The organism is Acinetobacter sp. YH12049, from assembly GCF_013419875.1.
Lineage (GTDB): Bacteria > Pseudomonadota > Gammaproteobacteria > Pseudomonadales > Moraxellaceae > Acinetobacter > Acinetobacter amyesii.
This window is the reverse complement of record NZ_VOZH01000014.1, coordinates 61,288-80,135: the sequence shown is the minus strand read 5'-3', so window position 1 is coordinate 80,135 and position 18,848 is coordinate 61,288. Positions and strand designations below refer to the sequence as shown.

The 18,848-nt window shown below is 42.8% G+C and carries 18 protein-coding genes; 10 read left to right on the top strand and 8 right to left on the bottom strand.

Annotated features, from left to right (window positions below):
• Nucleotides 1-38: 38 nt before the first annotated feature.
• Entirely contained in the window at nt 39-740 is a 702-nt protein-coding gene (gene radC / locus FTU05_RS08160; RefSeq protein ID WP_180164919.1) for a DNA repair protein RadC, read from the bottom strand.
• 112 nt (nt 741-852) lie between these two features.
• Here radC and coaBC point away from each other — a divergent pair, with 112 nt between their 5' ends.
• Both coaBC and FTU05_RS08150 read left to right on the top strand, forming a co-directional pair.
• On the top strand, nt 853-2,124 hold the full coding sequence (gene coaBC, locus FTU05_RS08155; protein WP_180063973.1) for a bifunctional phosphopantothenoylcysteine decarboxylase/phosphopantothenate--cysteine ligase CoaBC: 1,272 nt from the start codon (nt 853-855) through the stop codon (nt 2,122-2,124).
• A 391-nt stretch (nt 2,125-2,515) separates the two neighbouring features.
• The gene (locus FTU05_RS08150; protein WP_078191306.1) at nt 2,516-3,037 is read left to right on the top strand and encodes an Asp-tRNA(Asn)/Glu-tRNA(Gln) amidotransferase subunit GatC; all 522 of its coding nucleotides are present in this window, start codon (nt 2,516-2,518) and stop codon (nt 3,035-3,037) included.
• A gap of 118 nt (nt 3,038-3,155) precedes the next feature.
• On the opposite strand, the gene dusA is transcribed toward FTU05_RS08150, so the two are convergent.
• The gene (dusA, locus tag FTU05_RS08145; protein ID WP_180164916.1) at nt 3,156-4,187 is read right to left on the bottom strand and encodes a tRNA dihydrouridine(20/20a) synthase DusA; all 1,032 of its coding nucleotides are present in this window, start codon (nt 4,185-4,187) and stop codon (nt 3,156-3,158) included.
• 284 nt (nt 4,188-4,471) lie between these two features.
• On the opposite strand from dusA, the gene FTU05_RS08140 reads away from it, so the two are divergent.
• The 3 genes from FTU05_RS08140 to FTU05_RS08130 all read left to right on the top strand — a co-directional run bounded on the left by FTU05_RS08140 (nt 4,472) and on the right by FTU05_RS08130 (nt 7,227).
• Entirely contained in the window at nt 4,472-5,887 is a 1,416-nt protein-coding gene (locus FTU05_RS08140; protein WP_180164914.1) for a methylenetetrahydrofolate reductase C-terminal domain-containing protein, read from the top strand.
• Between the two features lie 187 nt (nt 5,888-6,074).
• On the top strand, nt 6,075-6,485 hold the full coding sequence (locus tag FTU05_RS08135; RefSeq protein ID WP_180164933.1) for a hypothetical protein: 411 nt from the start codon (nt 6,075-6,077) through the stop codon (nt 6,483-6,485).
• Nucleotides 6,486-6,582: 97 nt separating this feature from the next.
• Nucleotides 6,583-7,227 carry a HEPN domain-containing protein gene (locus FTU05_RS08130; protein ID WP_180164912.1) on the top strand — a complete coding sequence of 215 codons (645 nt, stop codon included), beginning with the start codon at nt 6,583-6,585 and terminating at the stop codon, nt 7,225-7,227.
• 52 nt (nt 7,228-7,279) lie between these two features.
• On the opposite strand, the gene FTU05_RS08125 is transcribed toward FTU05_RS08130, so the two are convergent.
• On the bottom strand, nt 7,280-8,476 hold the full coding sequence (locus FTU05_RS08125) for an MFS transporter (RefSeq protein WP_180008993.1): 1,197 nt from the start codon (nt 8,474-8,476) through the stop codon (nt 7,280-7,282).
• A 123-nt stretch (nt 8,477-8,599) separates the two neighbouring features.
• On the bottom strand, nt 8,600-9,517 hold the full coding sequence (locus FTU05_RS08120) for a DMT family transporter (protein ID WP_180004610.1): 918 nt from the start codon (nt 9,515-9,517) through the stop codon (nt 8,600-8,602).
• 939 nt (nt 9,518-10,456) lie between these two features.
• On the opposite strand from FTU05_RS08120, the gene FTU05_RS08115 reads away from it, so the two are divergent.
• From FTU05_RS08115 to FTU05_RS08095, 5 genes are all read left to right on the top strand, one after another.
• Entirely contained in the window at nt 10,457-11,584 is a 1,128-nt protein-coding gene (locus FTU05_RS08115) for a Re/Si-specific NAD(P)(+) transhydrogenase subunit alpha (RefSeq protein ID WP_078191288.1), read from the top strand.
• A gap of 11 nt (nt 11,585-11,595) precedes the next feature.
• Nucleotides 11,596-11,916: a proton-translocating transhydrogenase family protein gene (locus FTU05_RS08110; protein ID WP_078191287.1), complete on the top strand. Its 321-nt coding sequence runs from the start codon at nt 11,596-11,598 to the stop codon at nt 11,914-11,916.
• A gap of 3 nt (nt 11,917-11,919) precedes the next feature.
• Nucleotides 11,920-13,374 (top strand): NAD(P)(+) transhydrogenase (Re/Si-specific) subunit beta, encoded by a 1,455-nt coding sequence (locus FTU05_RS08105; RefSeq protein WP_078191286.1) that lies wholly within the window; start codon nt 11,920-11,922, stop codon nt 13,372-13,374.
• Nucleotides 13,375-13,720: 346 nt separating this feature from the next.
• The gene (locus FTU05_RS08100; RefSeq protein ID WP_180164910.1) at nt 13,721-15,052 is read left to right on the top strand and encodes an ammonium transporter; all 1,332 of its coding nucleotides are present in this window, start codon (nt 13,721-13,723) and stop codon (nt 15,050-15,052) included.
• A 13-nt stretch (nt 15,053-15,065) separates the two neighbouring features.
• Nucleotides 15,066-15,683 carry a hypothetical protein gene (locus FTU05_RS08095; protein WP_180164908.1) on the top strand — a complete coding sequence of 206 codons (618 nt, stop codon included), beginning with the start codon at nt 15,066-15,068 and terminating at the stop codon, nt 15,681-15,683.
• A gap of 92 nt (nt 15,684-15,775) precedes the next feature.
• Here FTU05_RS08095 and rsfS read toward each other — a convergent pair whose 3' ends face one another.
• The 4 genes from rsfS to FTU05_RS08075 form a co-directional block, all read right to left on the bottom strand.
• On the bottom strand, nt 15,776-16,177 hold the full coding sequence (rsfS, locus tag FTU05_RS08090) for a ribosome silencing factor (RefSeq protein ID WP_078191283.1): 402 nt from the start codon (nt 16,175-16,177) through the stop codon (nt 15,776-15,778).
• Nucleotides 16,178-16,250: 73 nt separating this feature from the next.
• The gene (locus FTU05_RS08085) at nt 16,251-17,048 is read right to left on the bottom strand and encodes a hydroxypyruvate isomerase family protein (RefSeq protein ID WP_078191282.1); all 798 of its coding nucleotides are present in this window, start codon (nt 17,046-17,048) and stop codon (nt 16,251-16,253) included.
• Between the two features lie 42 nt (nt 17,049-17,090).
• Nucleotides 17,091-17,960, bottom strand: coding sequence for an NAD(P)-dependent oxidoreductase (locus FTU05_RS08080; protein ID WP_180004604.1), 870 nt, complete (start codon nt 17,958-17,960; stop codon nt 17,091-17,093).
• A 32-nt stretch (nt 17,961-17,992) separates the two neighbouring features.
• Nucleotides 17,993-18,781, bottom strand: coding sequence for a crotonase/enoyl-CoA hydratase family protein (locus tag FTU05_RS08075; RefSeq protein WP_180004603.1), 789 nt, complete (start codon nt 18,779-18,781; stop codon nt 17,993-17,995).
• Nucleotides 18,782-18,848 lie beyond the last annotated feature (67 nt).

Below are 18,848 nucleotides of genomic sequence, written 5' to 3'. Positions count from 1 at the left end.
GATCTTCGGGTTTGCTCAAGCACTTGTCAATAACTGTTTCATGCAGATAAGTGTGCTTGGAGCAAGCCATGTTCAGCAAAGGAAAAACTCCCTTCTGTGGAGATAATGCAATGATCGATCAGTCGAATTTCTACCAGCTGACAAGCCTGCTGAATGAGTCGAGTCAATTCCAGATCGGCAGCAGAGGGTTCTGCACGACCGAAAGGATGATTATGTGCAATGACAATACTGCTGGCGTGTTCAGAAATGGCATAACGCAGCAGTTGATTGATGGAAATTTCACAGGTATTGAGGCTGCCATAAAAAAGTTTTTTAAAGTTTATTTTTCTTAAATGCGCATCTAGACAGAGCACGCCAAAGACTTCTTGACGTTCCGCTAAAAATTCAAAGCGAAGAAAATTTTGTAATTGTTCAGAGTGTTGCAAGTGCAAGGCTTCATTTTGAAAATGTTGACTCACATAGCGTTTACCGAGTTCTTTTACCGCCATGAGCTGCGCATATTTACTGTTTCCGATGCCATGAAACTGGCGCAAATCCTCAAGTGAAGCATCCATCAGTGCTTGCAACTGACCAAAATGTTGGATCAGGAGTCGTGCGAGTTCGACAGCAGAGTGCTGCTGGGAACCAGAGCGTAGGAAAATAGCCAGTAGCTCAGCATCGGATAAACTTTGTGCGCCTTTTTGAATCAGGCGCTCACGTGGGCGCTCTTGTTCAGGCCAATTTTTAATTGAATTATTCATTATTCTTAGACTTTTTTATTATCAGTCAATCGGCTTTTTCACAGCAGATTGTTGGGTTAGTGCATATTTAATGCTATTGTGAGCGCCACTGCAACAGATAGGTAGCCTGTTCGTGAGCTTTGATTTAAGTGTAATGCCCACAAAAAATATTCTTTTAGGTGTCACTGGTGGTATCGCAGCCTATAAAAGTGCCATTCTTGTCCGTCGGTTAAAAGATGCCGGATTTGATGTGCGCGTGGTGATGACTCAAGGTGCGCAAGCCTTTGTGACCCCGCTAACATTTCAGGCGCTTTCAGGCAACCCTGTGCATACCGAATTACTCAATCCTGAAGCAGAAGCGGGCATGGGGCATATTGAATTGGCACGTTGGGCTGATTTGGTATTGGTTGCTCCTGCAAGTTGTGACACGCTGGCAAAATTTGCGGCGGGTTTAGCAGATGACCTTCTTTCGACACTTTATCTTGCGACTAAAGCACCCGTCTGGGTTGCCCCTGCGATGAATCAGCAAATGTGGGCAGCCAAAGCGACACAGCGTAATTTAAATACACTGGTTGAAGATGGCGTACATGTGATCATGCCCGATGCCGGTTCTCAAGCCTGTGGTGATGTGGGCTTAGGGCGTATGCCTGAGCCAGAAGATTTAGCGGATCAAGTGACGGCCTATTTTCATCAAGCACAGCGAGCTATTGCTGAAAAATTTGGCATGCTTGCAGGCAAACATGTGGCGATTACAGCCGGTCCAACACGTGAGTCGATAGATCCTGTACGTTATATTTCCAACCACAGTACAGGTAAAATGGGGTTTGCACTGGCAGCGGCTTGTTATGCAGCTGGGGCTAAAGTAACGCTGATCGCTGGACCCGTCAGTTTAGATACACCAAATGGTGTACGACGGATTAATGTGCAGTCTGCAATTAAAATGTTAGACACCAGTCTGCAAATGTTAGATGAAGGCTGTGATATTTTTATTGCAACAGCGGCTGTTGCTGATTATCGCGTGGCAGAAGTTGCAGAGCATAAAATCAAAAAAGCTGGCGATGAACTCAATGTGGCTTTAATTAAAAATCCAGATATCGTTGCAACAATTGCGCAGCAGTCAAAACGTCCATTTATGGTGGGATTTGCCGCTGAGACACGCAATGTCGAAGAGTATGCTGCAGGCAAACTTGTGGCAAAAAAACTCGATATGATTGCGTGCAATGATGTTTCACGTAAAGACATTGGTTTTGCTTCAGATGAAAATGCCATGACCGTGTTCTTCGCCGATCAATATCAAATGGAAAAGCGTGATTTAGAGAAAGCTTCAAAACAAGAAATTGCACAGCAATTGGTGGAAGCCATACATGATGCGCTACATCATGAGCCTGAAACGGACGATGAATAATTTCAGTTGATTCCTTAAAAATCCCCGCAATGTTCGGGGATTTTTTTATGGCGCTTTTTAGATGTTTTGTTTAAGGCTCGTTATTGAAGAAATCACAGGGGGACCGGTTTCATATTGAAAATTTGACGGCTAGGAAACTACTACCAAAATGGTCATTTTCAACAAAAATATGTCAGCAAGAGACCAAGGCTGTCAGTGTTTTAAAACAGTAAAAATGCAATTTAAGTGATTGATATCAAAATTAAATATAAAATTGAGAAATCTTGATAATTTGGCTTGTACTGTGTGTTTTATTGGCTATTATGAAGCAAACAATGAGGAATGTTTGGATCGGAATCTGTGATCGGTCTGACTTTTTCATCAAGAATAAATGCATCATGGGGGATGCAATATGTTTCGATGGCTCACCATTTTTTTACTGTTGAGTTTGGCTGGCTGTAGCTATTTTGTCTCGACAGATGAATTATCTCGGCAGATTGAGCAGCAGATGCAGCACGAGTTTGATCAGAATCCAGATTATCGGCAGTACCATTTACGGATTCAAAATATAAAAGTGTTAGAGCGTAAGGGATTAAGCTTTAAGGCTCAGGCGACATTGCAATACGATGGTCAGCCTTATACAGTTTTGGTCGATATTTACAAAGACCTGCAAGGCTATGCATGGAAAATAGATGAAGAACAATTTGCCTTCATTGACGAAGCTGAAATTGCAAAATATCAGGCGCAGTTAGATCAAGAGTTGAATCATTTGGTTGAGGAATTGGAACAGCCAACCGAAGAGGTTGAGCCTGTTACATCGGCGCCTGAGAGCTATGTGGGTTTACGTGAGGAAGAAGATCCATCCGATTATCAATGGACTGGCTATGATGATGAGCCTTTTCCCAAAGGGAACATTACGGTCAATAGTCATTGAGTGATGATTCTGATTGCTTAGATGATTTAGCTGAGTTGTGACGATGTTGCCAAACACGTATTTTGTGAGGCATGAAAATAAAAAAGCCCGCAAAATAGCGGGCTTTTACTTTATAGGATTAATCTTCTAAAACGACTTTAGGATGATCACGTAAATAGTCTTCTGTACGTTGCATTGCATACTTAATATTTTGGATGGCATTTTCCACATCGGCAAAGGTTTTGGCATTACCTCCACTTAAAGCCTGACGCCATTTTCGAGCACCCGGTAGGTTTTGGAATAAACCTAAAATATGACGGGTAATGATAGAAAGCGGTGCACCTTCTTCCATGCGTTTCGCAATATATGGCAGCATCTGATCAATAATATCGAAACGGTTGGGTAATTCGAGATCCCAAAGCTGACCGATCTCAGCCAATAAGTACGGGTTGTGATAAGCCTCACGGCCAATCATCACGCCATCAACATGTTGTAAATGTTGCTGTGTTTCAGCAAAGGTTTTCACCCCGCCATTAATTTCGATCAATAAATTTGGACGTTCTTGTTTCAGACGATAAACATCTTCATAACGTAAAGGTGGCACATCACGGTTTTCTTTTGGAGACAAACCTTGCAGCAGGGCAATACGGGCATGCACAATAAAATTGTCACAGCCAGTCTTTGCCACGGTATCGACAAAATGCAGCATTTCTTCATAAGACTGCATGTCATCAATCCCGATGCGGTGTTTGACGGTCACTGGAATATCAACAGCATTTCGCATTTCAGCAATACATTCTGCAACCAAATCAGGCTCTGCCATCAAGCATGCGCCAATTTTATTGTTCTGAACGCGGTCACTTGGACAGCCGACATTGAGGTTCACTTCATCATAGCCCCAGTCCTGTGCCATCTTGGTACAGGTCGCTAAATCTTTAGGATTTGAACCGCCTAGCTGTAACACAATCGGGTGTTCTTCGTTGTTATAGTCCAAATGACGATTCGCACCGCCAAATAAAATCGCGCCTGTGGTGACCATCTCGGTGTAGAGAATCACATTAGGGTTAAATAAGCGTGCAAAAAAACGATAGTCACGAGTCGTCCAATCCATCATTGGCGCAACACTGATTCGTGGTTGAAGTTTATTTTCAATGGGTTGGAAATCAGTCATTAAAAAAACACGCCTTAAAAGAACAAGATGGAAGAACGAAATGGAAAATGGTGAAGAAATACCAAAAGCTGTCTGAAATACGATGAAAAAAACCGCATTTCAAGACGCGCGCAATATTAGCATAAATTGTGGTTTGGGGCATGGTCTTGCTAGCGTGACATATTCAAGGTCAGGCTAGAAAAAGTCGGAAGTGTGGCTTAAGTAATTTAAATTTTTATGTGATTAATCTATAATTTTATAAACTTTATTGTATGGTTTCTCAGCAGATTTAACTGCCTGCCTGTATGTCTTTATTTTCCCAATATCTATTGCAACGCCAGTTTTGTATCTCGTTTGAATATCTAACGACGCAAAAAACGCATCTGGTCCCAACGACATTTGCAGGCTTTCCTGTGTGCATGACATTGGCTGACCGAGTACAAAGTGACACGGATATTGCTCCTTTAGAAGCAATGCAAGACTACCCTCAAAGCATTGAAAAAATTCTGCATTATTCGGGGAAAGGTCGAGATATCTCAGATTTTCAAACTTTTCTGAAAGATGCTCAGCAGCACGGGGTAGAGAATTTACTTTTGCTCAGTGGTGATAAACTCAAGCAGCATCAGGATGGGGCAAATGATCCGACTCTACGGAGCCGTTATTTAGAGTCGGTCAATCAAGTCATGGCAGCCAAAAACTTTGGCGGGTTTTATTTAGGAGTGGCATTTAATCCTTTTAAATATGCAGAAGCAGAAAAGGATGCGCAGTATTTTAAACTGAATAAAAAAATTCAAGCTGGCGCTGACTATGTGATTACACAGTTGGGCTTTGACATGGATGTGCTGAGCAGTTACCAACGCTATATGCAGCAATATTATCCACGTGTACCTGTATTGGCTTGTGTCATGCCGCTGACATTTGCCCGTGCCCGTTTTATGGCCAAGCAAAAAGTCGCAGGCATCGTGCTTTCAGCAGATGTATTAAATTTTTTGCAACAAGAACAGCAAACTGATGCCATACAAGCTGAACAAAATGTCTATGCCCGCTGCGCTTTACAAATATTAATGTGTCAGCATTTGGGCTATGCAGGGGTTCATTTATCGGCCTGTCATAAAGCGGAAGAACAAGAGAAGTTGCAAAAAGCAAATTTGCAATTTGCCACATTAACGTTTGAACAATGTTTAGCAAAATGGAAAATGCTTTGGCGCTCTAGTGTTGAGGTGAACTTCCAACCGACGGGCGCAAATAACCATAAGGCTCCAGTTGAACAGGTTTTGAAATATAAAAGTATGCATGTCATGCATGAGTTATTTTTTAGTTCAAAACTGGCCAAAGGGGCGGGATCTTATATTTTTTCGGCCAAATTATGGCTAAAACCGAAAGCCGATGCGGCCTTGCTGAAAACAGAATTTATCAGTAAACATGGCATTGTGGGCTGTGAAAGTTGTGGACAATGTCGTTTAGGCGAAACCTTATATATTTGTCCTGAAACCTGTCCCAAAGGATTAGCCAATGGACCCTGTGGTGGCTCCAACCTTGACCGCTGTGAGTTTGAAGACCGTGAGTGTATACACTCGGTCAAAGCGCGGTTGGCGAAAGCCGTCGGTAAAGAAAAAATGCTGAAGCAAGAGCTCATCCCTACCGTTGCAATTGAAACTCGCCACAGTAGCTCTTGGAAAAACTGGTTTGTTCCACCGAATTCGTCACCAACAGAACAATAATTAACTTAAAGCATTATTCAGTCTGAAACTTTATAAATGTGAATCTTTCAAGCGCTAATCATTCTAAAAATCAGACGAATAGTCGTATAAAAAAATGAAAAAGATGAAAGAAACAATTAAGATCAACAGCAGATGAAAATCAAAAATTAAAAATAGAAATTTGAAGAATTTGGGGGAATACCACATGATGAAAAAAACCTGCTTAGGATTAGCTTTAGTTTTCACATTGTCAGGCACAACAGGCTGTTCAGTTGTCATGGCAAGCAAGCAGCCAAGCAAGAAAAATACCGAAATGATTCAACAAGGGCTGTCTCGTAACTTGGTGATTGCTGAATTTGGCGCACCAATCACCTCTGAATATAAAAATGGCAAACGCCATGAAATTTATACTTTTACTCAAGGTTATTCGACTGCCAGTAAAGTGGGACGTGCGTTTTGGCATGGTGCGGCAGATGTGGCGACCGTGGGCTTATGGGAACTTTTAGGAACACCTGCCGAATCCGTTTTTAACGGAAAGAAAATGTCTTATGAATTGATTTTTGATGAAAATGATCAGTTAGAACGTTATACCTATCTCATACAAGATGAGACCAAATAGTTGAATACAGAGATATTTTGATTGCATGCCGGTAAACAATTGCGCTAAGTTCAAATGGTAGAAAAATAAACGAATTATCCATTGGAATTTAGCAGGCATGATGCTACTTGAAGAAATATTCAAAAGTAAAAAGTCGGAACATACCGACCAATTTAATTTACGCATTCATCGAGGTTTGAGTTGGCTGAAAAAGTCGATTGATCTTCAAGATGACCTCGATTTGCAATTTATCAGTTTGTGGGTGTCCTTCAACGCAATATATGCGCAAGACTTACAGATTGCTCAGGACAAGCAAAGCTTAAGGCAGTTTTTATATGTGATTTGCCAAAAGGATGCAGACCATAAAATCTATAATATTTTATGGGAGCGTTTTAGTCAGCCGATACGGTTGTTTTTGGATAATCCCTATGTTTATCAGGGTTTTTGGGATTATCAAAATCAAAAAATTAGCCATGACGCATGCAAAGAGGGCTTGGCGCATGAAAAACAGAAAGTACTACGCGCGCTTAAAGAAAAAGATTCCGTTGATATTTTAATGGTGCTGTTCAATCGCATGTATACGCTACGCAATCAAATGGTTCATGGCGGCGCGACCTATAAAAGTTCGGTCAATCGGAAACAGCTTCAAGACGGCTGCACAATACTGTTGGCACTCTTACCGGTGTTTATGGTGATTCTTTTGGAAAATGCAGAAACCTTGGATTTAGGCAAACCCTTTTATCCTGTGGTGCAGGTCAGTTAATTTGTAAAAATAAAGCCACTTATTGTGGCTTTATTGCGGTGATGAATACTTCTCATTGTGGATATTTTAGTTGCCGCGAAGTATAGAGTTGATCGATCAATACAAAAAAACCAGAAGCAATCACTAAGGCAATCCCTGTCATGCAGGTGGTGGTCCAGCCGCCATGATGCCATGCAAATACGCCCAAAGCTGAACCACATGCACCACCGACAAAATAAAAAGTCATGTAAATTGAATTGATTCGAGAGCGTGCAATCGGGTTGAGTTGGAAAATAATATTTTGATTACAGCTATGCACCATTGCCAAACCTAGATTGATTAAACCATAGCCCAAAATATAAAAAGCTATAGATGATCCACCCAAATACAGCAGTCCCCAACTGAGGGCCAAGATGCTGCAACCGAGCCAAGTTAATTTTCGGTTGAAACCCAAATCCGCCCAACGCCCAATCCACTGTGTCGATAGGGCACCAAATACACCAACTAAAGTCACAACACCAACCCAAACATCGGCCAACTGAAAAGGTGGCTCAGTCAGTAACATGGCAATGGTGGAAAACAGCATACTCATCGCGGCAAAGACACAGCCTCCAATTAGAGAACGGAAAATTAACCGTGGCTCATGTTTGAGTAATGCGCCCATTGACTGGAAAACTTGGCTGTAGGGCATCCGTGTGATGCTGACCACGGGCAGACGTTTTTTGAGTAAGAGTGCTAATACCAACATCAAGAGCGCACTGAGGATGTAAATCGATTTCCAATGAAACAGATAGGACAATAAGCCAGAGAGACTGGTCGATAACAGAATGCCGACCAATAACCCACTCATTAAAAAGCCAACAACTGCCCCAATTTTTTCAGGTCGTATCGCAACAGTGACCAAAGGGATAAGAACCTGAGCAGCCACTGAAAATAGCCCCGTGATAATGGTTCCTGCCCAAAGCATGTATAGATTGGTCGAAAAAGCACAGAGGGCTAAACCGACAGTCGCACCAAGCATGAGTAATGGAATAAATTTGGCTTTATTCACAATATCGCCAATCGGCACAATAAACAGTAGACCCAAAGCATAAGAAATTTGCGCAAAGGTGACGGTTAGCGCAACTTCAGATTGTGGAATTTGAAAGCTCTGTTGGATAGAAGCCACTAAAGGTTGGCAATAATAATTGGCACCCGCACATAAACCACATGCAGCAGCCATAAGCCACAACAGGGTTTTATCATGGCTAATGTCGATCGAGGCTTTCATAAATTGTCCAGATATTGGGCGGAAGCGTATGCAAAGAATTTGCTGCCACGCTGTTGTGGTCACTATAAGGAAAATCAAACAGGTCTTAAAGTGTTTCTCTGTGAATTGTATCCACGCACGCGTTTAGGATTTCTTACTGAGACTGATCATCAAGACACCCAGCATATTCAGACCGCAACCGACCCATTGCCATAGGTTTAAATGTTCATTCAACAACGCGACGGCCAGTAAAATCGTTAAAATGGGCCCGATAGAGGCAATCATAGCCGATTGTGCAGCCCCAAGTCGGACGATACTTTGCATCATCAAAATGGTTGGAAGCACGGTTACCAATAGTCCTAGCGCTAAACCATACAGCCAGACTTGACTCGGGAGTTGTTGGAGCAAGGCGATAGGCTGTGGTGTTGCAAATAGAAAATGAATAATCGTCCCAACGCAGGCTATGCTCAGGGCTAGACCGGTAAAGTGTAAAGAACCAAACTTTTGCATGAGGCCTGGCGTGAGTAATAAGTAAATTGCAAATAACACGGCACTGGCAAAAACCAAACTACATCCGAGCCAAAAGTACTGATCATGTGGTGTGGTACTTTGTTCTTGTAGCATCACTAAAACTGTCCCGCCATAACTTAAAATCAGGGCAAGGATGGTTTTAAAACTCAGTGGCTTTTTGAATAAAACAGCGGAAGCCAGTACAGTTAATGTGGGATACAGGAAAAGTATAATTCGTTCAAGCGAAGCACTGATATACATCAAGCCACGGAAGTCGAGCCAACTCGAAAAGTAATAGCCGATTAGACCGGAAATGAGCAAGAGCACCCAATCTTTTCGTTGAATCGTTTGATAGGAACGTCGACTCAGCCATGCAATGACCAAGAAAAACGGCAATGCACTCATCATGCGTAAAGCCATGAGGACTGTGGCATCGACAAGAGGAGAAAGTGCATAGGCTTGCTTAATAAAAATCGCTTTGGTACTAAACAAGAAGGCAGCAATCAGTGCAAAAATTGCACCGATGAAGTGCGGACTAAGGTTTCTTGACATAAGTTAAGGTGTGCCTCATGACGACTGAACGAATTCGACAGCATTGTTCCGACAAGTTTGAACTGTCATTCTGATTATAAAAAATGCATCGTGTGAGTAAAAATGCAAAAAAAGAATAGGACTTATTCCTTTATGCATAAGGGATTGCTAGATCAAACATGAAAAACAGTGGAAGAAATGACCAATTTGGTTTTGAATTTTTTAATCTCAACATGACTCGGCAGGTCAAATATATCAGGCTGAAACATTTAAGGTGAAAATTGCACATAAATGGTGCAATAGTGTTTTTTTGGGATAGAAAGTCAGTAGCGATATCATGATGCTAAATATTCAAAAAATTATTTTTTTAGCTAAAAAAGTCAATTCTAAGTTAAGGCGAAGCATCAGGTGGGGAGAGCAAGATCTCAATAAACCCGAAACGTGCGCAAAAATCCATCGGATATTCAAGCTGACCGATTTGACGAGACTGTGGCAGAAAAAAGTCAGTTTTCAATGCAGGTCAGCACGTCAAAACTGTCAAATGAGTCAACGAGCTGATGCAGTCTGAATGAAATAGCGGCTTTACCTGACTTAAGTCGATTTTTCACGACACGTTCAGGTCATTAGTTGTCGAATGAAAATGTCACAATGATCAACGCACTGAAACAATCAGCACTAAAACCAGCGAAATTATTTATTTTTTTGGTCTTAAGTAATATTAAAAAGTTATAAATAGGATAAAAATGAGTAATAAATCGACAAATGAAACTGAATAAATGAAATATCGCATCATTCTTTTCATGAATCATGAGTTCAAAATATGGGCATTTATTAAATAAATATTGGGTAGTATTTTAAAAAAGTTCAATTAGAATCCAAAAATTGTACAAAAACACATCCTGAGGGGAGACATCGCGGATTGCGATGTTTACTTAAGAAAAATTAGCTTGAGGAACGCTCATGCAGATCGGAATTCCAGCCGAAACTGTTGTCGGTGAAAATCGCGTCGCTGCGACGCCTGAAACAGTAAAGAAGTTGATCAGCGCTGGTCATAGCGTCGTTATTGAACGTGGAGCAGGGGTAAACGCTGCTTACATCGATAGCGCCTATGAACAAGTTGGTGCCAAAATTACGGATGATGCCTATACCGGTAGTCAAATGATTTTGAAAGTTCGTGCACCTAAAGGTGACGAAATTCAAAAACTCACAGCGGGTACCACCGTTGTGGGGATGTTTGACCCTTACCGCAACACCGAACTTGACCAATTTGCGTCACAAAACGTGTCTGCATTTGCATTGGAACTTTTGCCACGGACCTTATCTCGTGCGCAAAACATGGACGTACTTTCATCTCAAGCCAACCTTTCAGGTTATAAATCTGTGCTTTTGGCTGCGGCAGAATATCAACGTATGTTCCCAATGCTGATGACAGCAGCAGGTACAGTAAAACCTGCACGTGTTGTGATCATGGGCGTAGGTGTTGCAGGCTTACAAGCTATTGCAACAGCGAAACGTTTAGGTGCCGTAGTTGAAGCAACTGACTTACGTCCTACAGCACGTGACCAAGTTGAATCTTTGGGTGGTAAATGGTTAGACGTACCAATGTCACCAGAAGAGCAACAAAAAGCAGCTGATGCTGCGAAAAATGGTTATGGCTGGATGCCGGGTGAAGACTACATTCGTGACCAAGCGATTATTGTTGATAAAGCCGTATCGAATGCTGACATCGTGATTACGACTGCATTATTGCCGGGTCGTGACGCACCACGTTTAATCAAAGCAGAAACTGTTGCCAAAATGAAACCGGGCTCAATCATTCTAGATATGGCGGTTGAAACTGGCGGTAACGTTGAAGGTTCTGTCTGCGGCGAAAATGTCGTGACTGCCAATGGCGTGAAAATTCTTGGTATTCCAAATATTCCTTCAACAGTTTCGACTGAAGCGTCGGCACTTTACGCACGTAACGTTTTGAATTTCATTGAAACCATGTTTGATAGCGAAAAGAACTTCGCGATTAACCCTGAAGAAGAAATTCAAAAAGCACTACTTGTCACTCATGGCGGCCAAGTGCTGCTGAAACGTGGTTAAGGAGAATCATCATGGTTGAAACGATTACTATTTTTGTCTTGGCAATCTTTGTTGGTTACTACGTGGTTTGGGGGGTAACACCTGCACTACACACACCATTAATGGCTGTAACCAATGCTTTGTCATCGATCATTATCGTTGGTGCGATGATTCAAACCGTTGGTATCCCAGGTATTGTGGATGCAAGCGTACAGTTCCAAAGCATTAACGTGGTAAGTATTTTAGGTGCGATTGCCGTTTTCCTTGCAAGTATCAATATTTTTGGTGGCTTTGCGGTGACTGCACGTATGCTTGAAATGTTCAAACCTAAGCAAAAGAAAAAAGAGGGTTAATCCATGGAATTCATTAAAGAATATGCGGATTGGTTCTACCTGATTGGTGCCGTTCTTTTTATCTTAACGTTGCGTGGTTTGTCTGGTCCGAAAACTGCGATTCAGGGTAACCGTTACGGTATGATCGCAATGGCGATTGCTGTAATCACCACATTCTTTGTCGCAGATCATCCTGTGATTTGGATGATTGTGGGTGCAATGGTGTTGGGTGCAGTCGTAGGTATTGCACGTGCAAAAACAGTTCCGATGACTCAAATGCCTGAAACTGTGGCACTGATGCACTCATTAGTCGGTTTGGCTGCGGTACTGATTGCGATCGCTGCGATTCTACATAACAACCAATTGACTGCGGCATTCGCGGAAAATGAGGCAGTATTAACAGCTGCGGGTGTAGAACATGCCCACATGAGCAAAGTTCATTTATTTGAATTGTTTGTAGGCTGTTTCGTTGGTGCGATTACCTTCACAGCGTCTGTATTTGCTTACGGTAAATTGGCTGCGAAGAAATGGGCAAAAACCATTTCAGGTGGATGGGTAAAACCTGTTCAAGCTTTAATTTTCCTTGCGATGTTGGCGTGTGGTATCTACTTCTTTACCACAGGCAACATGAACGCATTCTGGGCAATGACTGTTCTTGCACTTGCATTTGGTTGGGTATGGATTGCGCCAGTAGGCGGTGGTGATATGCCAGTGGTGGTATCGTTACTAAACTCGTTCTCAGGTTGGGCAGCAGCAGGGATTGGTTTTACGCTTGAAAACAACATGCTGATTGTTGCAGGTTCACTGGTTGGTTCATCGGGTGCAATTCTGTCTTACATCATGTGTAAAGCCATGAACCGTTCAATCATCAACGTTTTGTTTGGTGGTGCAATGGGTGGTACAGCAGTAGCGGCGGCGGATAATGGTGAAAAAGCACAGCGTAATCACCGTTCAGGTTCTGCAGACGATGCTGGCTTCTTGATGTCAAATGCGGACAGCGTGGTGATCGTACCGGGTTATGGTATGGCGCAAGGTCGTGCACAAAATGCCGTGAAAGAATTGTGTGAAATCTTAAAAGAGCAAGGTGTAAAAGTTCGTTTTGCGATTCACCCAGTGGCAGGTCGTATGCCGGGTCACATGAACGTACTTTTAGCTGAAGCTGACGTTGCATATGAAGACATTCTTGAAATGGATGAGATCAACTCAGACTTCCCAGCAACTGATGTAGTACTGGTGATTGGTGCGAATGACGTTGTGAACCCAGCGGCAAAAGACGATCCAAGTTCTCCAATTTACGGTATGCCAATCCTTGAAGCGCATAAAGCACGTACTATTATGGTGATCAAACGTTCTATGGCTACAGGCTACGCAGGTCTAGATAATGACTTGTTCTATAACGATAAAACGATGATGATCTTCGGTGATGCGAAGAAAGTTGTGGAAGATATGACAAAAGCCATTAATGGCGGTGGTCATTAATCCATATTGCCAAAGTCCCGCTGTGATAAAGCGGGATTGAGGAAGATTTAAACCACCTTCGGGTGGTTTTTTGTTTTCTTCGCTTTTATTTTCTTGGCTTTTGATTAATGAATGCTTCACACTAAAAGTGCACAAATATTTAGCGCATCAGGTGCTTGAATCAAATTGATGCGTGTTTTGAAACCAAGGTACAGATCGATGCGCTGTTTTGTTCCATTAAATTCGATCTCAGTGATTCAAAATATTGTCGCGAACTGGTTTTGTGACGCAATGCATTGAAAAATAATTAATTGTCTGAAATTTGGTATTCTTTTTGCACAGCATGGTTATTCTTGGGGGAATAATCATGAAAAAAACATACTTGATGGCACTGTTTCTGAGTGTCCTGACATCGACTGCATGGGCAGTTGACCCGCAAATCGCCAGTAATATTCAAGACATTCGTATTTCGCTCGACAGTATTTGGGTGGTACTGGGCGGTATCTTGGTGTTCTTTATGCAAGCCGGATTTGCCATGATCGAAAGTGGTTCAGTTCGCAGTAAAAATACCGTGAATGTACTCATGAAAAACTACATGGATGCCTGCTTGGGTGGTCTGGTGTTTTGGTTGGTGGGTTTTGGTCTGATGTTTGGGGTCAATACCACGGGCTGGTTTGGCTTCAGTCATTTTGCACCCGATCAACTGGATGATTGGCACTGGAACCTTCTATTTTTCCAAATGATGTTTGCTGCAACGGCAACCACCATTGCCAGTGGTGCAATGGCAGAGCGGATTCATTTTGTCGCTTATGTGGTGAGTGCGGCCGTTGTCTCAGGTCTGATTTATCCTGTCTTTGGTAGTTGGGCATGGGGCAGTTTATTTGGCGGAGACGGTTGGTTAAAAGCACTCGGATTTATCGACTTTGCAGGTTCGACCGTGGTGCATTCAATGGGCGGCTGGGTTGCCTTGGCTGGCATCATTGTATTGGGACCACGTTTGGGTCGATTTGGACGCAATGGGCAAAGCCATTATTTACCAGGGCATAACTTACCTTTGGTAGCATTAGGCGGTTTTATTTTATGGTTAGCATGGTTTGGTTTTAATGCAGGCTCGACCATTAATGCCAATGTCAGCGTAGGACGTATTGCTTTAAATACGCATCTTGCGGCGTGTGCGGCAGCGGTTGCATACATGTTGCTCTGCCTCATCCGATCTAAAGCCATTTTGATCCGCAGCACGATCAATGCCTCACTGGGTGGCTTGGTTGCCATTACGGCAGGCTGTGCAACGATGTCTCCACTGTATGCGGTCATCACCGGGTTATGTGCAGGTATTATGGTGACCTTCCTGCCAATGCTCATGGAAAAAATGAAACTGGATGATGTAGTGGATGCGGTGACGGTACATGGTTTCTGTGGCGCATGGGGAACATTGGCTGCAGGGATCTTCCTTGAAAATAATATGTTTAATGGCGATGTCATCGCGATACAAGGGCTTGGAGTGATTGCAGCCTTTTTATGGGGCTTTGGCGTTGCGTTCATTGTATTTAAGGTCTTAGATAAATTGTTGGGTGGCTTACGGGTGAGTAAGCAACATGAACAACGTGGTTTGGACTATACCGAGCATGCTGAATTGTCTTATCCCGAGTTTCAAAAAGATGTGACTTTTGAAACGGATGATATGACCAAACGTCATTAACAGGAGTAATGCAATGAGCACCGAACTGTTGAATTTGGCACAACGCCGCGAAGCTTTAGAAAAAGGCTTACAACAATTTATTCATGGGACTTTACTCGACAGTGCACTACGGCACTGGGAGCAGCAGTACAGCATGAAACCGTCATTTGTCTTAAATCGCTTCTTAAATGATATCTGTACCACAGAAGAGCTACGCTTTTATCGTAAAGATATGCTGAAGCAAGTCTTGTATGAGTTATCTACCTTAGAAAAGCAGGAACTGTTAAGGGTTGAAAAACCGCAGGAGCAGGAGCAAGAAGACGAGCTCATTGCAGAGACCATTAGCGAGGCCTTTTTAGGCTTTATCGAGTCAGTCATGCTGACGGTGAAATCTACAGATCAGGCTGATTTCACCCAAGATGTGATTCAGCAATTAGAAGAAATCGGGCTGGCAATTGCGGCAAATGCACAAATTAATTCAGCGAGTTTTGTCGAGTTTTTGCCTTTGATCAGTTATGCCAAAGTTTTAACGAGCATTTATGAAGTGTATTGTGACTTTTATGGCCCGATGCGTGCAGACCAAGTTTATGCACAAACCAAGCTGAAAATTAAAGCCAATTATCCTGAGGTGGATTTACACCAACTGCTTTAGTGTCGGGGGTAAAACACCATGAAGCTGATTGTCCGTGTATAAAGTGAAGGGATAAAAAAAGCGACCTAATTAGGTCGCTTTTTTCTGGAAGCTTAAGCTACAGTTTCTGGAGCTGTACGCCATAAGCTTTCTAAATCATAGAATTTACGTGCTGTAGGTAACATCACATGTACCACTACAAAACCGAGATCAATCAGGATCCATTCAGCATCACGTTCGCCTTCAACACCGATAGGGCGGAATCCAGCTTTACGTGCTTCTTCTGCCACGTTGTCTGCAAGAGACTTAATGTGACGAGTTGAAGTACCGCTCGCAATAACAATCGCATCTGCTACGTTGCTGATAGTGCTGATATCAAGTTCAATAATATCTTTGGCTTTTACATCTTCAAGTGCTTCACGTACAACAGCTAAGCAAGCTTGTACGTCTTTGATTTGCGTTGATTTTGCGAGATCGAGAGAATTAGAAGCGCTGGGCGATGGTTCTAAATTCATAGAGGGTATGATTTCCTGACAATTTTACATGATCTAATATAGCGGTTTTGTTGCTGAATTTCAAATCAACACGTCATTGGCCATTAGCTAAATGAGGGAAGTATTTGTCTTTCCACGCAAAAGAATGTGATGAGTTGCTTCGTGGTCGGTATTCAGCCGCGATGTAACCTGTATATTGGCTTTGATCTAACCATTTAAAAATCTCTGCAAATGGAATCTGCGCTGAGTCAGGTTCATGTCGCCCCGGACAGTCAGCAAACTGTATGTGACCGATATCCTGAATATTTTCTGCCAAAGTACTGAGAATATCTTCACCCATCATCGCCATGTGGTAGCAGTCATATTGCATCTTCAAAGTAGAGTGTTGTACAGCTTCAAGCATTTCCTGAGCTTGGGCAATATTTTGCACCAAAAAGCGCGGCATATCAGTGCCATTAATCATTTCAAATACCGGTTGAATATGATGTTCGGACAACATGTGGCATGCCAGTTTAAGGTTGCTCGACAAGGTATTTAAACATGGGAGTAAGTCTGCATCTTGGGGCTGTTTGCCGGCTAAAATATTGACACTCGGTACATTTAACGCAGTGGCATAGCGAATACATTGCTCTAAGGCCTGATGAAATTGATTTTCACGCCCCGGAACTCCCGCAAGACCATCGCCGCCTTGCATCAAATCACCCGCAGGGACATTAATTAAACACAGGCTTAAATCATTGATAGTGAGCTGGGTTTGGATTTGCTCAATACTCAGCTCATACGGAAACTGAATTTCTACATGCTTAAAACCATGTTCACGAGCCAAAGCAAAACGCTCTAACAACGGCACTTCGGTAAAAATCATGGATAAATTAACCGCGAGCTGAGTCATGTATATCGTCCTTGAAGCAATTTACTTCTAAAGTGAAAGTCGTTAGTTTTGTTCGACATGTTGAATGATGGTGGCTAAATCTTTTTCTGCAAAACCATTGTCCTGATGGGCTTTGAGTTGCGATAAAGCAAGGCTGGCAACAGGGATGCTTAACTCAAACTCGGCGGCCAGTTGGACTGCATTATTCAGGTCTTTAGATAAAGTTTGAACTTTCCATTGCACGGGTTCGAACTGATGCGAGGCCATACGTGGAGTTAAAATCTGAAAAGGTTTTGAGTCTGCAAAACCACCGGCAAGCGCTGGTGCTAATAACGTGGTGTCTACACCTGATTTCTCGGCCAATGCAACGGCTTCGGCGATTAACGTACTATTGGCAGCAACGATCAGCTGATTACAAATTTTGGTGGCTTGACCTGTACCTGAGTCGCCCATGCGGGTAACACGTTGAGATAAAACATTGTAAATCAGACTCAAATCTTGAATCGTTTGAGCATCACCACCGGCAAAGATGACCAAAGTGCCTTGTTCAGCACCTGCTGTGCCCCCCGAAACAGGAGAGTCAATCCAAGTGACTTGTTTCAACTTTGCAGCTTGAGCCAATTGATGGGATTGATTCACAGAAAGACTCGAGAAGTCGACAATAATTTGTCCTGCCGCTAAATGGGTTTCGATGCTTGCATACACCGCGGCAACAGCAGCATCATCTGCGAGACAAGATAAAACCACAGGATAATGGGCAATCTTGTCCAATTGAAGCGCTGTCGCGCCAATCGCAATCAACTCATCACACGCAGCGGCAGTTCTGTTCCATACCGCAACTTCAAATCCTGCCTGAATGAGACGCGTGGCCATACGGCTACCCATCAGCCCCATACCTAGAAATGCAATTTTTGTATTACGATCAAACGCCATGTGCTGTACTCAATCTATCCTGTGTGACTATTTTACTTATATTGGCGTGGTAAAAACTGAACCTCTGGGTTCTTATCTTTTTTACGTGCCAATTGGCTGTTTTTGCCGAGCAGTAATTTAAATTGCCAGATTTTTTCTAAGCGTAAAGAGCGTTTTGGACTATGTTCCATAGCATCTAGCACTTGTTTTGCCGCTGCCAAGGCATCTGGTGAACGTTGCGATAATTCTTCGGCTAACTGCTGTGCCTGAAGCAAAGGCTGTACATTTAAATGCGTCACTAAGCCAATATCCTTGGCATATTCTGCGTCAAAAATACGTGCTGTAAGGGTTAATTCTTTGGCTAAATCCAGTCCAATCACACCTTTGAGTGAGCGGGTTAAGCCCATATCAGGGACTAAGCCCCAACGGCTTTCCATAATCGACATTTGCGTTTTCGGGTGGGCAATACGGATATCGGCAGCCAAGGCAAGTTGCATGCCTGCACCAAAGCAAAAGCCTTCAAGTGCGGCAATCACCGGCACAGGAAGTTGCTGCCAAATCAGAAAGGCTTTTTGAAATAAACTTTGACCGGGTTTTAACAGTTCCCATGCAGCATAGGCACGATTTTTCGGATCATTTAGGTCAGCCAAATCAATGCCAGCACTAAATACATTGGCTTCACCGGTTAAAATGACACAGCGTAAGCTACGATCTTTTTTTAATTTTTCAGCGGTGCTGACCAATTCTTTGAGCAATGCAAAGCTCATTGCATTACGTTTTTCTGGACGGTTTAAGTAAACCGTTGCAATGCCATTATTTTTTTCTACACGTAATAAAGCCATGGTAATTACTCTTGTTGTTTCTGCGCCCGAGCATAGCATGCACCCTGACAGGATACATGACAGTGCA